This is a genomic window from Pirellulales bacterium (assembly GCA_036499395.1).
Taxonomy (GTDB): Bacteria; Planctomycetota; Planctomycetia; order Pirellulales; family JACPPG01; genus JACPPG01.
On the sequence record DASYDW010000105.1, the window covers coordinates 19,209 to 33,768 of the forward strand.

At 62.1% G+C, this 14,560-nt stretch carries 16 protein-coding genes; 13 read left to right on the forward strand and 3 right to left on the reverse strand.

Translation table 11 applies throughout. From position 1 onward, the window contains the following. The first annotated feature begins 3 nt into the window (after positions 1-3). Positions 4-240: a helix-hairpin-helix domain-containing protein gene (locus VGN12_19160; GenBank protein ID HEY4311574.1), complete on the forward strand. Its 237-nt coding sequence runs from the start codon at positions 4-6 to the stop codon at positions 238-240. On the opposite strand, the gene VGN12_19165 is transcribed toward VGN12_19160, so the two are convergent. Beyond that, entirely contained in the window at positions 237-752 is a 516-nt protein-coding gene (locus VGN12_19165) for a hypothetical protein (protein HEY4311575.1), read from the reverse strand. The genes VGN12_19160 and VGN12_19165 overlap by 4 nt on opposite strands. Positions 753-988: 236 nt before the next feature. Between VGN12_19165 and VGN12_19170 the strand changes: the two genes are divergently transcribed. From VGN12_19170 to VGN12_19215, 10 genes are all read left to right on the forward strand, one after another. Further along, positions 989-2,071: a hypothetical protein gene (locus VGN12_19170; GenBank protein ID HEY4311576.1), complete on the forward strand. Its 1,083-nt coding sequence runs from the start codon at positions 989-991 to the stop codon at positions 2,069-2,071. Between the two features lie 319 nt (positions 2,072-2,390). Next, complete coding sequence (locus VGN12_19175) at positions 2,391-3,062, forward strand: ABC transporter ATP-binding protein (protein ID HEY4311577.1); 672 nt, start codon at positions 2,391-2,393, stop codon at positions 3,060-3,062. Continuing rightward, the gene (locus tag VGN12_19180) at positions 3,059-4,870 is read left to right on the forward strand and encodes an FtsX-like permease family protein (protein ID HEY4311578.1); all 1,812 of its coding nucleotides are present in this window, start codon (positions 3,059-3,061) and stop codon (positions 4,868-4,870) included. Before VGN12_19175 ends, VGN12_19180 begins: the two co-directional genes overlap by 4 nt. Before the next feature lie 154 nt (positions 4,871-5,024). Next, positions 5,025-6,689, forward strand: coding sequence for a hypothetical protein (locus VGN12_19185; GenBank protein HEY4311579.1), 1,665 nt, complete (start codon positions 5,025-5,027; stop codon positions 6,687-6,689). A gap of 101 nt (positions 6,690-6,790) precedes the next feature. Continuing rightward, entirely contained in the window at positions 6,791-7,468 is a 678-nt protein-coding gene (locus tag VGN12_19190; protein HEY4311580.1) for a DUF4190 domain-containing protein, read from the forward strand. Then, positions 7,465-8,163: a DUF3299 domain-containing protein gene (locus VGN12_19195; protein HEY4311581.1), complete on the forward strand. Its 699-nt coding sequence runs from the start codon at positions 7,465-7,467 to the stop codon at positions 8,161-8,163. The genes VGN12_19190 and VGN12_19195 overlap by 4 nt, the downstream gene beginning before the upstream one ends. Beyond that, positions 8,163-9,311: a hypothetical protein gene (locus VGN12_19200; GenBank protein ID HEY4311582.1), complete on the forward strand. Its 1,149-nt coding sequence runs from the start codon at positions 8,163-8,165 to the stop codon at positions 9,309-9,311. The genes VGN12_19195 and VGN12_19200 overlap by 1 nt, the downstream gene beginning before the upstream one ends. Before the next feature lie 186 nt (positions 9,312-9,497). Then, positions 9,498-10,322, forward strand: a complete 825-nt coding sequence (gene ricT, locus VGN12_19205; GenBank protein HEY4311583.1) for a regulatory iron-sulfur-containing complex subunit RicT — start codon at positions 9,498-9,500, stop codon at positions 10,320-10,322. Between the two features lie 47 nt (positions 10,323-10,369). Then, positions 10,370-10,786, forward strand: coding sequence for a Minf_1886 family protein (locus tag VGN12_19210; protein ID HEY4311584.1), 417 nt, complete (start codon positions 10,370-10,372; stop codon positions 10,784-10,786). 61 nt (positions 10,787-10,847) lie between these two features. After that, complete coding sequence (locus VGN12_19215) at positions 10,848-11,114, forward strand: hypothetical protein (protein ID HEY4311585.1); 267 nt, start codon at positions 10,848-10,850, stop codon at positions 11,112-11,114. 29 nt (positions 11,115-11,143) lie between these two features. On the opposite strand, the gene VGN12_19220 is transcribed toward VGN12_19215, so the two are convergent. Then, positions 11,144-11,518, reverse strand: coding sequence for a hypothetical protein (locus VGN12_19220; protein ID HEY4311586.1), 375 nt, complete (start codon positions 11,516-11,518; stop codon positions 11,144-11,146). A 444-nt stretch (positions 11,519-11,962) separates the two neighbouring features. On the opposite strand from VGN12_19220, the gene VGN12_19225 reads away from it, so the two are divergent. Then, positions 11,963-12,739 (forward strand): UDP-2,3-diacylglucosamine diphosphatase, encoded by a 777-nt coding sequence (locus tag VGN12_19225; protein HEY4311587.1) that lies wholly within the window; start codon positions 11,963-11,965, stop codon positions 12,737-12,739. A 479-nt stretch (positions 12,740-13,218) separates the two neighbouring features. Next, positions 13,219-13,356 carry a hypothetical protein gene (locus VGN12_19230; GenBank protein HEY4311588.1) on the forward strand — a complete coding sequence of 46 codons (138 nt, stop codon included), beginning with the start codon at positions 13,219-13,221 and terminating at the stop codon, positions 13,354-13,356. A gap of 191 nt (positions 13,357-13,547) precedes the next feature. Here the strand turns inward: VGN12_19230 and VGN12_19235 are convergent, their stop codons facing one another. Further along, positions 13,548-14,210, reverse strand: a complete 663-nt coding sequence (locus VGN12_19235) for an SOS response-associated peptidase (protein HEY4311589.1) — start codon at positions 14,208-14,210, stop codon at positions 13,548-13,550. Between the last annotated feature and the right edge of the window lie 350 nt (positions 14,211-14,560).

The window sequence follows — 14,560 nt, forward strand, 5'->3', positions numbered from 1 at the left end:
TCCATGGCAAAGAAGACGGTCAAACGCGCCAAGACGGCAAAACGCCCGGCCGCGAAGGCCGCGGTCAAGGATTCTTTACCGCCAGGACTTTCGCAGCCAGCCCTGCGAGCCTTGGCGCGCGCTGGGTACACCTCGCTCGCGCAGTTGGCCAAGCTCGACGATGCCGAACTGCTGAAGCTGCACGGCTTCGGCCCCAAGGGGATCGCGACCGTCCGCGCGGCGCTCAATCGCAAATCTTAGTCGGCGGCGCGCGTCACGGTCTGCACCCGAGGATCCGCTTGCAGCTTCACGAGCAGCGGATGGTTCGCCGGCGCGAATTGCACCATCGCTGCGAAGGACAACTGGACGTTGTTGTCGTCGAGCAATTTCGGGTCAGGCACGTACGCGGCGCTCAGGACCGACCACAACAGGTTTCGCCCCATGTACCAATACGGGCGGAACCAAATCGTGTGAATCGTCTCGCACTCTCGCCACGTGCGAAAACCGATATCGATCAGTTCTGATCCCTTGTGAATGCCGATTTTCGAAATCTCCGTCAAAGCGTTTAGTTGGCGAATGAGCACCAGGCCGCACGCCCACGCGATGGCCGCGGCGGCAAATCCCAGGGCAACGAAAATGTCTACCGGACGTAAGATGATCGCAAGGAGCGAACACGGGATCGCCAGACCGACGAGCACGCGCGGCAGCCCGCGAGAAATTCGCCAGGCATTGGTGCGGATCAGCACAGACGTATCGCGTGGATTGTCAGTCATCGGCCTAAGAATGGGAATGCGGCAGACGATCGTGAATCGTTTTCACCCTACAAAGTCTAGTTCATCTGTAAGTCACACGGGGCTCCCGCAATTCGCGCAGCGCCGCTCCCCGTCGCAGTAGATCGCGCAGTCATCGCAGCTTGGCGGCAAGCTACCAGTGCCAGCACGCCACGCGCTTTCTTTTCTGCAACGTTGCTCGCGCCCCGACCGGTCGCCATTGTGAATCAGACCGGCAGTTGGTACGAATCCTGTCCGCGGCCGCTGGTCACGCACAGCGCCGCACCTTTCGCTCGCCCCATCTCTTTGCGGTCGCACTCGTGCTGACACACGTTCCCTTATCGCGCTTGCGCGTTCGGCTGATTTGCGCCTGGGTCGCGCTCGCATTGCTGGCCACGGCCGGTTGCGCCACGGCTCCTTACACGTACGGCCATTTTCACGATGGTATGGCCGACGAACAGCAGAACGAAACTGCCTCGGTCGAATACGGCAAGCCGAACAAGACGCTCGATACCATCGGCAAGATCGTCGGCTTCCCGGCGAAAATCTTGCCGATGAATTCCAAGATCAACGATCACGAGATCACGCCCGCGACGGAAAAGAAGCTGCAGGAATATCTGGCGCGCAACGATCTCACCGACATCGCGGTGTACATCAATCACTACGACCCCAATGGACAGTGGCGGCGTTTGCGCGACAACAAGCGGATCGGCGCCGGCTGGCGCTACTCACTCGGCGCGGTCAGCGTGATCGGTTACACGGTGTTTCCCGGGCGCATCTTCGGCGGCGATCGTTACAACCCGTTCACCAACAGCTTGTACCTGAACTCGGACGTGCCGGCGCTCGTGCTGCGCGAAGCGGCGTACGGCAAAGACGTCCATTCGCACAAGATGCCAGGCACCTACGCCGCGATTCAAGAAATGCCTTTCCTCGGACTGTGGAGCGATACGCGCGCCGTGAAGGACGTAGTTGGCTACGCACGTGCGCAAGGGGACTGGGAAACCGAGAAGGAGGCGTACCACGTCCTCTTTCCGCAAATGGGCGCGGAAAGCACCTCGGTCGGCGGCGTTTTCGTTTCTTCGCTGTGGTGGGGCGGGCCGGTGCTGGGGATCGGCGGAGCAGCCATTGGGCATGTGGCCGGACGCACAGTTGCCAAACAGGAAGAAGCCAAGCGCGACGCATTAGCCGCGAAGGGAGCGCCACCAGCCGATGCCACCCCCACGGCAGAAGCCTCGGCCGCGACGGCTCAGCCGGTGAATTATCTCGCTCCGACGGGCCCGCCGGGCGAAGAGCCCCGCGTCTATCGTCTGCCACTCCCGTAACGCTCTGCGCGCCGAACCAATGGCCGCCGGCCCGCGTAGGAAACGCGCGTAGGGCCGCGCGCCGGTGGCATGACCAGCGGCTCACCGTGGACGGCGCCAAACTGCGCTTGTCCAATCGCGGCAAGATGTTATGTTCAAAATCCTTGCCTCGAACAGACGTCGGCCGGCGGGCCACAGAGGAACGACCCTGGCCCGCTGCCCAGCCCGCTTACCGCCGCAGGCCAAGCTTGCTGCCAGGCCTGCCAACTGCCCACCGCGTTGCCCAGAACACTGCACCGCTTAGAAAACAGTACCGCTCGCAAAAAGGCACTCTGCCGCCATGCTCTCTTTGAAGAACGTCAAGAAGTCGTTCGCACAGCCCGACGGTACGCGGCTGCCGATTCTCGATATTCCCGAATTCAACGTCGCGGCCGGCGAGCAGATGGCGCTGATGGGGCGCAGCGGCTGCGGCAAGACCACGCTCTTGCATGTGATCGCCGGCATCAGCCGCCCCGATTCGGGCCAGGTGCAGGTGGGGGGCCGTGACCTCGGCTCGCTATCCGAGCATAGCCGCGATCGCTTTCGGGCCGATCACATCGGTTACGTTTTTCAAACGTTCAATCTGTTGCCCGGCTTCTCGGCCCTCGAAAACGTCCTGTTGGGGATGAGCTTCACGGCCGGCCGTGTTGACGAAGCGCGGGCGAGGCAACTCTTGGCCCATGTCGGCCTGGGGCATCGACTGGGTCACAAGCCGGCGATGCTTTCCGTGGGCGAGCAGCAACGCGTGGCCGTAGCCCGCGCCATGGCCAATCGCCCCAAGCTGCTGTTGGCCGACGAGCCCACGGCCAATGTCGACACCGGGCATCAGCAACAAATCATCGACCTGATTCGCACTTCGTGTACGGAAGAGAACGTGGCGCTCGTGCTGGTGACGCACACACCCGAGGTCAGCGAACAGTTCACACGCATCGATCACTTGGACCAACTCAATCACGCTGTGGTAAACGCATGAGCTTGTGGAAGATCGCCTGGCGAAGCATTCAACAGCGGGCACTGGCTTCGAGCCTGACGGCCTTTAGCATGGCGCTCGGCGTGGCGCTGGTCGTGGCGGTGCTGGTCGCGCAGGGAGTTATCTCCGACTCGTTCACGCGCGGCGCCGGCGGCTACCATCTGGTCGTCGGCAAGAAAGGGAGCCAGTTGCAACTGGTTCTGAACACGGTCTATCACCTGCAAGATCCGATCGAGAACATTCCCTACAGCTTCTATAAGGAATTCATCACCACGGCCGATCACCAGGGGAAGTTCGCACCTTATGTGCAAACGGCGATCCCCTACTGCCTGGGCGATAACTACGAAGGCTTTCGCGTCGTAGGCACGGTACCGGACTTGTTCGACAAGATCGAATACGCCGGCGGCAAGAAATACGAATTCCAGCCCGGAGGTCGCAACTTCGAGTACGAGCATTTCTTCGAGGCCGTGATCGGGGCGAGCGTTGCGAAGAAGACCGGACTCAAGGTCGGCGACGAGTTCCAGCCTACGCACGGCCTGTCGAACGAAGGGGACGGCCACAAGCACGATGCCTTCAAGATCGTCGGCGTCCTCAAGCCGACCGGCACGGCCAACGATCGCGCCCTGTTCGTTAACATGGAAGGCTTCTACCTGCTCGACAAACATGCCAAGCCTGTCGAGGAAGGTGCCGCCGGCCATGACGATCATCACGCGGCCGGCGAACCGCACGACGCGCATCACGACGACCACGATGCCGATCACAAGCACGATCATGACGCCGCGCATGCGGACGCCCACGGCCACGCGGATGAACATGCGCACGCCGAAGAAGCAGGCCACGCCGAAGAGCCCGGCCACACGCACGATGAGCACGCTGCCGATCACGCGCACGACGAGCCAGCCGCCGCATCAGCCGCCGCTGCCGAACCGCACGATCACGATCCGGCCACGAAGGACGATGCGGCAGCTAAGGATAAAGATCATGACACCCATGATGGCCACACCCATGATGAGCATGCCCATGATGAAGGGGCTGACCACGATCATCCGCACGCCGCCGGCGAGACGGCCGCGCACGACGATCACGACCATGACCACGAAAAGGCCGCCGCACCGGCCGCCGCGGATCACGATCATGACGCCCACGATCACGATGCCCATGACCACGCCGGGCATGATCATGACCACGATGCCCACGGCCATGATCACGATCATGGGCACGAAGGGCACGACCATCACCATGCCCCGCTGCCTGAAGATCAGCGCGAGGTGACGTCGATCCTAGTCCTTGCCGGCAACGACTTTAGCGCCGAGAGTTTGCGGACTACAATTAATGAGGGCGAAACGGCCCAAGCCGTCTCCCCCATTCGTGTTATCAGTGACTTCTTCAAAACGCTGGTCAACGGCGTCAGCATCGCCCTGTTGGCCCTGACGGTGCTGATTATCGTCGTGGCCGGAGTCGGCGTGATGGTCAGCATCTATAATTCGATGAACGACCGCCGCCGGGACATCGCGGTGATGCGGGCCTTGGGGGCCGGTCGCCAGACAGTACTGTCGGTGATCCTGCTGGAGTCGATCCTGCTGGCGCTCGGCGGAGGGTTGCTGGGCTTTCTGATGGGTCACGCGTTGGTGGGAGTTTTGGGGCCAATCGTCGAGGCGTTTTCCGGTGTCACGCTTGGTTTCATGCAGTTTGTGCCGTATGAATTAATCTTGGTCCCTGGCTTGATCGTGCTCGCGGCTCTGTCCGGCTTCCTACCCGCCATGAGTGCCTATCGCACGGACGTGGCGAAGGCTTTGTCGGCCAGCCCCTGACGAATTTAGACGGGGACGCGCGACAAGGGCGCCGGTTCGCCCCCTGCGAAGCAGCACGAGCGGGCAGTCCGCTGCCGTGAGAGAATCGAACACCGGGGCCAGGATCGCATCTATTAAAGAATTCCGCCGCTAACCTTCCTCCGAGGAGTTTACCGTGAACACTTCCTGGATCCGTTCATGGTCGTTCGCCGCAAGTGCCGTCGTGCTCGCGGCCGTGGCAATCGCACCGCTGGCCATCACGCGCGCTTGTCCGTTTTGCAGTGCCGTGTCGATGACGTTGGGCGAAGAGCTGAAGTCTTCGGACGCGGCTGTGATCGCCACGCTGGTGGATCGCCCCCCCTCGGTCGATGCGGCCGCCGGCGGCAACCCGGCCAAGAGCAAGTTCAAGATCACGAAGGTCCTCAAGGGCGAGAAGCTGCTGGCTGATAAGCCGACGATTGAGATGCTGTACTTCGGCACGCAAGATCCCGGCGCGACGTTCCTGATCTTCGGCGTCGATCCGAAGGAGCTGGCCTGGGGGACGCCGAACGCGCTCACTGACGAAGGGACGAAGTACATCGAGAAGGTCGCCGAGCTCACTGAGGATCCCGCCGAGCGATTGGCCTTCTTCCAGGAATATTTCGAGAACCCCGATCAACTGTTGCAAGGGGATGCCTTCAACGAATTCGCCAAGGCCCCCTATGCCGACGTGGTGCAACTCAAGGACAAGATGCACCGCGAGAAGTTGATCGAGTGGATCAAGGACGAAAAAGTTCCTCCCAGCCGTCGCCGGCTCTACCTGACGATGCTCGGCATGTGCGGCACGCCGGACGATGTGCCCATGATCGAGGGCATGATCAAAACCGAGGATCGCCAGGTGCGCAGCGCCCTGGACGCCATGATTGGCTGCTACCTGAACCTGCGCGGTGCCGACGGTCTGACGCTCATCGAGGATCAATTCCTCAAGAACGATAAATCGGAATACGTCGACACTTACTCGGCCATCGTCGCCCTGCGTGTGTTAGGTCAAGAGACCGACGTCATCCCCAAGGAAAAGCTGGTCGCCTCGTTGCGTCACATGCTCGATCGTCCGCAGTTGGCCGATCTGGTCATCCCCGACCTCGCCCGTTGGCAGGACTGGGGCTCGGTGGGCAAGCTGGTCGACTTGTTCAAGAACGCCAACGAGGAATCGTCGTGGGTGCGCGTCCCGGTCGTGCAATTCCTGCGTGCCTGCCCTGATCCGAAGGCCAAGGAATATATCGACGAGCTGGCCAAGATCGATCCCGATGCCGTGAAGCGCGCCACGAACTATCTAGCACTGCCGGGCGCCGGCGGCCCGGCCGTTGCCACCACGGCCGCACCGGCGAAGGTCGAAGAGCCCGCCGCAGCGTCAACAGAGGGCGCGCCTGTCGGCATCGCCGCCGAGTTGGCCAACGACGCCACGAAAGGCGTCACAGAATCCGTTCTGGTCGTTGAAGGTGCGGCCGCCGCCGACAAGACCGAGGAATCGACCGAAGAGCAAGCGAAGTTCACCGTGGCGGATTCCGCTGCGAACCCTGAGAATTGGAAAGAGCTGGAATCCAACGCCGCCGCGGCAGACAAGCAAGAAGCTCCGTCGGAAGCCGAGACGCCGAAGAAAAAACGGCCCGAGATCGAAGAGCCGTACAATCCCACGCGTAACTACGAGAACGTCGCTGACGATCCTCACGAAGTCCCTGCCGATTCGAAAGCCAAGAAGCCCTCGGGCGCAGCGACGCTGCCGGTCGCGTCGGACTGGGGGGTCATCGCGGCGGTCGTGGCGGTCGTGGCCGTAGGCTCGATCATGTTCTTCCGTCGTTAGGGAATGTTCTTATGATCCCTCGCCCCTCAGGGGAGAGGGTTGGGTGAGGGGTGGAGAGTCGTGGAACTGCTGAGGCGAGAAATCGTTTTTGGGGTGCTGTGATGGGCGTGCAAGTCGAGTCGGGCATGTCTCCCGACATGTTGGACGATTATTCGCAATACCGAGCGTTGAGTGTCCTGGCTGTCGCCAGTTGCATTCTGGGGCTACTCTCGGCCACCAGCTTTTTGGCGTGGGCCTTGGCCGCGATCATTCCAGCCCTGGGTGTCATTACCGGCATCGTGGCGCTGGTAAGGATCAGAAAGAATCCTACCGAGCTGACCGGCCAGGCGGTTGCCGTGGCCGGCATCGTGCTGAGTATCCTCTTCCTGGGCGCGGGAGCCTCGTACCTGACGTACGACTACGTCACCGAAGTACCGCCAGGCTACGAACGCTTGAACTACGCCGAGCTGCAGCCCGACCCCGAGACGCAGGGCGAGATTTTTCCGCCGGCGATCTCCGAGCGCAGTGGCGAGCGGGTCTTTATCAAGGGCTACATCTATCCCGGCAAGCAGACCACCGGTATCAAACAGTTCGTGCTCTGCCGCGACAATGGCGACTGCTGCTTCGGCGGCCAGCCCAAGCTCACGGATCGCATCATGGTCAATCTGAAGGGCCCGTTGTCGCTCAATTACTCGACCAAGCTGCGGCGACTGGCCGGCACCTTCCGCGTCGAGCCAGGACGAGCCACCGATGGCCTGGGGGGCGTCATTTACCACCTCGACGCGGATTACCTGAAGTGAATCGAACGAGCGCTATTCTCGCCACTCTGAGCTGCGTCACGGCGTTATCGCTGGTCGTGACCGGTTGCGAGGAAAGCCGCGCGCCGGCCGCCTCGGAAACTCGTTCGACCGCAAACGTGTCCGAGACTCAGCCCGCAGCCAAGGAACAGCCGGAATCCGAGAAGACGGCCCCCGAAGAGTCCGCCGCGAAGGTCCCCGCGTCCGAGTCCGCCCCACCGGCACCAGAAAGTCCTGTAGCAAAGTCGGATAAGTCCGCAACAAAGTCGGAACAAGCTGCCGCAAAGCCTGACATTCCTGCGCGAAAGCCACCTGCGCCGGCCGGCACGCAAAACATCACCTTCGATACGCTCAAATTCGCGATCGAAAAGAACGACGATTACCAGCGCTCGAAGCTGACGCCTGAGATCGAAGCCCTCGACGGGCGCGACGTCAAATTGCGCGGCTACATCCTCCCCAGCTTCCAACAGTCCGGCATCACGCAGTTCGTGTTGGTGCGCGATAACATGCAATGCTGCTTCGGCCCTGGTGCGGCGCTGTACGACTGCGTCGTGGTCGACATGAAGCCCGGCAAGATGACCGAGTTCACCGTCCGCCCGGTGGCGGTCGAAGGAAAGTTTGAGCTGCGCGACTTCAAGGGGCCCGACGGTAAGTTCCTGGCCATTTACCATCTCGACGGCGAAGCCGTCCGGTTCTAATGACACGCTGGCTTCTATCGCCGGTGTTCGTGCTCTCGCTCGCGGCGGTCGCTGCGGCATGCCCTTTCTGCACCGCTGTAAAGCCCAGCCTATCGGAACGCATTGCAGGCTCCCGGCAAGCGGCGCTTGTGGAAATCACCAACGACACGCCCGAGCAGCTTCGTTGCGAGGTCGCCAAGCAGCTTCTTACGGACAGTACAGCCGCCGCGGCCAAACCCTGGTCCACGGGCCGCCAGTTCACGCTCCCCAAACGCGTCGTGATGGGCACTAGCAAGCTCGGTCAACTCGCTCTACTGATGGCCACCGGCGGCGACGATGCGGCGAAGACAACCTGGGAAGTGATCCCGCTCGACGAGGTCAGTTTTGCATATCTCGCCCGGGCGCCGGCGCGTCGCCAGCCAGCAAGCGAACGGCTGCCTTACTACGCGCGCTTCCTGGAAAGCGCGAACCGCATGGTGGCCGAGGATGCCTATTACGAATTCGGCGCCTCGCCGTTTGACGAAGTGGCACAAATCGCCCACCTGCTGCCGATGGCCAAAATGCGCCAGTGGGTGGCGGATCCGGCCGTTTCTGAATCGCGGAGGGGGTTTTACGGACTCGCGCTAGGGCTGGCGAAAAGCGCCGCCGATCGCCCGGCGAACGAGGGCGTTCTCACGCGGTTGGTAGACGCTCGAGCCGATGACTTTCGAGCCGGATTCGACGGCATTCTAGGGGGCTACTTGCTGCTAACCGGCGCCGAGGGAATCAAGCATCTCGACAAGCGCTGGCTCTCGAATCCTCAGGCACCGATCGGGGATCTGCGCCACGCGGCCACGGCCCTGCGCTTCATGCACGAATTCGGCGCGGATGTCGTTCCCGCGCCCGAGATCGCCCACGCCATGCGGCGCTTCCTTGCGCGTCCCGAGCTGGCTGCCGCGGCCATCGTCGATCTGGCGCGGTGGCAGGATTGGGACGCGTGCGCCGAGGTCGCAGCGCTGTTCGATCAAAAGTCATTTGCCGACGCGGCCACGACGCGCGCCATCGTCGGCTATCTGTCGGCATGCCCGCTGCCAGACGCGGCCCAGGCGTTGACGCGCCTGCGCGAACAAGACCCGCAACGCGTCGCCGAAGCTGAAAAGGTGGGCCCGCTGACGCCCGCCCTTCGATAGCCAACAGCGTCAGGAGAATCGCAAAGTCTGTAGCCGGGGTCTGCGACCCCGGAGCAGCACTAAGAAAATCCCGGCCTCACCGTGGCCAGCTACAGAAGGCGCGCAGATTCGCGATTCCGCAGTTGTCCTGCCATTCACGTGGCTTCTCTTTCCGCAGGTTCCACCAGCGACTATAGTGGCGTTGCCATGCAAAAGTACGTCGTTCGCTATGGGGTGATGCGGACTCTGGGGGTGTTCAGCACCAGCCGGGGCGAGAATTTCCTGCGCGGAGATCGGGTCATCGTGCGCACCGATCGGGGGCTCGAGGCGGGCGAAATCCTTTGCCCGGCCACCGAGGAAACCACCGGCCAGCTACCGGATGCGCAGCGTGGGCAGATCCTGCGCCAGATGACCGGTGACGACGAGAACGAGCTTTCGCGAATGCGCGAGCAGGAACGCAACGAGTTCGAGACCTGCCGCCGCGTCGTGGGCGAGTTGCAACTGCCGATGAAAGTGGTCGATGTCGAGCACGTCTTCGGCGGCGAACGTGTGGTGATCTATTTCCTGGCCGAAAACCGCGTCGATTTTCGCAACCTGGTCAAGACGCTGGCCAGCGAGTTCCAGACGCGCATCGAGATGCGGCAAATTGGCGTCCGTGACGAGGCCAAACTGCTGGCCGACTACGGCGATTGCGGCAAACCGGTCTGCTGCAATACGCACCTCTCCGAGATGCCGCCGGTGTCGATGAAAATGGCCAAGTTGCAGAAGGCCACGCTCGACCCAACGAAGATTTCCGGCCGTTGCGGCCGTTTGAAGTGCTGCCTGCGCTATGAATTCGACACATACGAGGCTTTGCAGAAGGACCTGCCCCCCGTGGGATCGAGCGTTGTCACGGCCAAGGGCCGGATGCGCGTCCTGGCTCACGAAATTCTCGCCAGCCAACTGCTGGTCGAAACCGAGGATCGTACCCGCGTACTGATTCAGGCAGGCGACGTCTTGAGCGTGCTAAACGCTGGCCCCCGCACGGACTGATTGCCTTTCACGCCCACCGCTTGTCCTCAAGAGACGTTGATCCACCCATGTCCGACGCCGCCCAAACGCTTGCCGATCTGTTGCGCGATGATAAGCGCTACCAGCGCTCGGCATACCTGTTTGTCTTCGACGCGCTGAACTATGCGCACTCGGAACTGGGAATGGGTGCTGCCCCCGGGGGCGAAGAGCAGGAGCAAGGCGTGACCACCGAGCGGCACCTGACCGGGCAAGAGCTGTGCGAGGCGATTCGCCTCTACGCGCTCGATCAATATGGCTACATGGCCAAGTGCGTGCTGAACAGCTACGGCGTTAATACCACCGGCGATTTCGGCGAAATCGTCTTCAATCTGATTCGCGTCGGCCTGATGCGTAAAACGCCGGAAGACCGTCGCGAGGATTTCGACGACGTGTTCGATTTCGAGACGGGCCTGGAACAAAGTTTTCAGATTACGCCGCCCGAGTAGGCCGACCGGCATTAACCGGTGGCAATCGCACAAATCGCAGCCCCCCGCGGATCTTTTTTCCATGTCGAAGCGGCGTAAGCAAGCCGGTCTGAATTCCGCGGCCCTGCGTCGCACGGAACGCGCCACCGACCGCGCCGCCTCGGCGAGCGCGGCGCCCTTGAAAACGCTGCGGCCGAATGGGCTGCCCGCGCGCACGTCATTGAACGAACGGGCCGGGCGTACGATTACGCCCGACCCGCCGCGCAAGCATTACGACTTTCTGATCGGCACGGCCGTCGCCCTGACGGCGTGGATCACTTTCCTGGTCGTGATGGTGATGCGCAGCTAATCGCCGCGCATCGGCCCATCGCGCCGATTCTAGCGGCGCGCTTGCTTGGGAAAGTATCGCGACGTGTCGTTGAACGTCGTCGGGTGCCCGGTGCCGCGCAGCTTCTGATTCCCCTGGGCCGTGGATTGCGATCGCGTCGGCGCCGCCGACCGTTGCAACTGGCCGATCGCGGCTCGATTGCTGCGATTCACGCCCTGCTGCTCCAATTGCGGGCGGACCAGGCTTTGATAGTTCGTCGCCGCCCCCTGGGGATTGTTGACCAGGTTCATATAGGGGCTGACTCGCGGGCGGCTGGCCTCGTTCTCGAAGGGCCTCGTCGGACGGTTGGCGCCCCGCGCCGATGTGGCGCCGAGGGAAATTCCCACCATTAATGCGAGGCCTGCGCGCAGAGTTACTCCGTTCATGATGCGTCTCCTTGGTGCGTGTGCGTGGACGTGCGTGTACATCGCGAGCGCGATGAGCGAACGACGGGCGATTTGCCAGCATCCGGCGGCGGATAACAGACTTCCCTAACACCGCGCCGGCGCTGCGTTCGGTCGTCAAGATACCGACGCGCTACAACCGTGGCTACTGAACGGCGCGTGAGAATGTCGTTAAGGATGCAAATTGGAAAAAAATGCAGGCGTGATTCTTTTTCAACCACGGCGCGCAAAAAAAATCGGCGCGATACGAAATACTCAATGGGTGCGTACCGTAGCGATTTCGCAGGTCTGCTAGCACGCGTGCCAGGCGTTCTCACGAAAAACTAGCGCGTCTCTCATCGGCACAAAATCCTCGTAGCCGATGATTCTCACGAGAGGCGATCAGGATGTCGCCCCCGGTTTTCCCAACTCATGGAAGCGATCGTCATGTTGAACTTCGACACCGTCGTCGTCAGCGATTTGCACTTGGGTGCGCGGAACAGTCGCGGCAACGATTTTCTCAGGTTCCTGCACACGCTGCAGACCGATCGCCTGGTTCTGGCCGGCGATCTATTCAACGACCATCGACTGCGCGGCCTGCAAGAGCGCGACGTGCAAGTGGTCGAGCTGCTGCGCCAATACGCCCGCGGAGTGCATGTCGATTGGGTCGTCGGCAATCATGACCCCAGCCCCGATTGGTTCGCCGGGCTGCTAGGGATCACGGCCGTCGAGGAAGTGATTCTCGATGTCGGCCGCGAGCGGTACCTGGTGTATCACGGTCACGGTTGGGATCCGTCGCTCACCTGGCCGCAACTCGTGGTCGACACGGCAGACGCGATCTATTTCGCCTGCCAATGGCTCGACCCTTCGCATCGGCTGGCGCGGAGCCTGAAACGCAGTTCGAAACATTTTCTGCACGTGACCGACGTTCTTCGCCGCCGCGCGATCGACGAGGCGCAGCGTCGCGACTTCGCAGGCGTGATCCTCGGCCATTCGCACCTGGCCTGCGAGGTGCGTGACGCGGGGGTCCACTACCTGAACAGTGGTTGCTGGACCGAGAAGCCGTCATCGTTCGTCGGCATCCGCTCCGGCCGCGCACGGCTCTACGATTGGGATCCGGTGGCCCGCGCGGCCTGGCTGCGCGAGACCAGCATCGACACGATGCGTTGCGAACGCATGGAGCTCGCAGAATCGCCCAGCGACGAAGCATCAAGCGCCGCGTGAGCTCGTCGCAATTGGTAACAGCGCCGTACACGTGCCCCGCTTAGCATTGGTGTGCGGGCGCGCTCATAGTGCCGACAAAAGCGTGGCGATTTCCTGTAAATATCGCCATGTTCGTGGTTTTTTCGGTTTTTCTTGACCGCGGGGGGTGTGGGGCCGCACCCGGCCCGATGGATGGGGTTTTTGCTCCCCCACCTGTGATCACACTGGTGATTTGACCCTCCTGGGCGGCTGGCAAGCCGTGAAGTGAACACCCCTTACGAAAAACGGCGCGGCTGAAATGCGCAGATTGCCTCGTTTCCCCTCTTTGCAATGCGTCGCGAAATGACAATTGTCGCTGCGCATATCGAACAGAATCGCGCGGCCAGTGGGTGGTTGACGCGCGATATCAAACCCTTACCGTGGCAACCTACGTTCGATTTTTAAAGGCCCCAGCGCGTCGGGGCGGGAAGACGCGCGCATCAGGTGAGGAGCTTCCAGTTATGAAGCGTAAGATTGCTGCCGTTTGTGCTCTGTTGTTGGTTTTGGCCATGACCGTTCAGGCTGACGCTCGCTGCCGTCGTTGCCGTGGTGGTCGTTGCGGCGCTGCTGCCGCCCCCGCCTGCTCGACCTGCAAGTAGAGCTCGCGTTGTACGCCACGCTGGTCTCGCGACGGTACCAGTCCGCCGCGAGACCAGCGTACGGCGCGCCGTGTCAAACGCAGGCCGCCGGGCATTTCTCTCGTCGCACGGCAATCGCTGGCCTCGCCTCGCCCGGGCTCGTTCCGAAGTACCCGCTTCCGCAGCGATGAATCTTCTTCGGTCGATCTTCGCTATCCGATGGGCACGACGCATTCCGGTTGATCATTCTTGGGACTATTCACCAGCGTCGTTACCGGCTCGGCGCGCAGCAGATCGTCGGCCGCCGGTTGCAAAAGCGCTTCGAGCGCTGCGCGATCGCGTAGCGTTGGATCAAGCCAGCGGTCGTAATCCGCCGGCTGCAGGATTACCGGCATCCGTTCGTGCAGACCACGCATCATCGAATTGGCCGCGGTCGTGATGATCGTACACGACTCCAGATTCTCCGGCCCCCATCGCTCCCACAGCCCGGCGAAAGCCAGCGGAGCATGATCCGGGCGGTGGATGAAATAAGGCTGCTTGCCGTCGGGCGTCTTATGCCATTCGTAGAATCCGTCGGCCACGACCAGGCAGCGCCGCGCCACGAATGCCTGACGGAAGGCCGGCTTCGTCGCGATCCCCTCGGCCCGGGCGTTGATCATGCGGTTGCCGATTGACAGGCTATCAGCCCACTTCGGCACCAGTCCCCACCGCTGCAGGGCGAGCACGCGCCGCCGCTGCTCGGGATCAAAGCGCACCGTGGCCACGCTTTGCGTCGGCGCGATGTTGTAGCGCGGCGACAGGTCCGGCAATTCCAACAGTTCAAAGGCTTCGGCCACGGCATGCGGCCGGGCGCGCAAAGTAAATCGTCCGCACATAAGGCCGATTGTAGCAAAGGGCGGAGCGGCTTCGATTCGCCGGTGGGAGGAAGAAGTAATCTGCGAGCCCCGCACGGGGCGGCAGCGTGTAGCCGTGGACGCCAGTCCACGGTAAATGATCGTGAATCGATTCGTCGTAAGCCCCGCAAGGGGCGACATCGATTTTGGAGTGACGCTTCGCTGTCGCCCCTACGGGGCTTTTGTCGCGCCATGAGACGGTTCACCGTGGGCTCGCGCCCACGGCTACACTATGCCGCCCCGCGCGGGGCTTCGAATACGTGACCTGACGGCCGGTTACTACTGAATCATTCGCACGACGCATCGCCACACGCCCGACGCATTTGACCCGG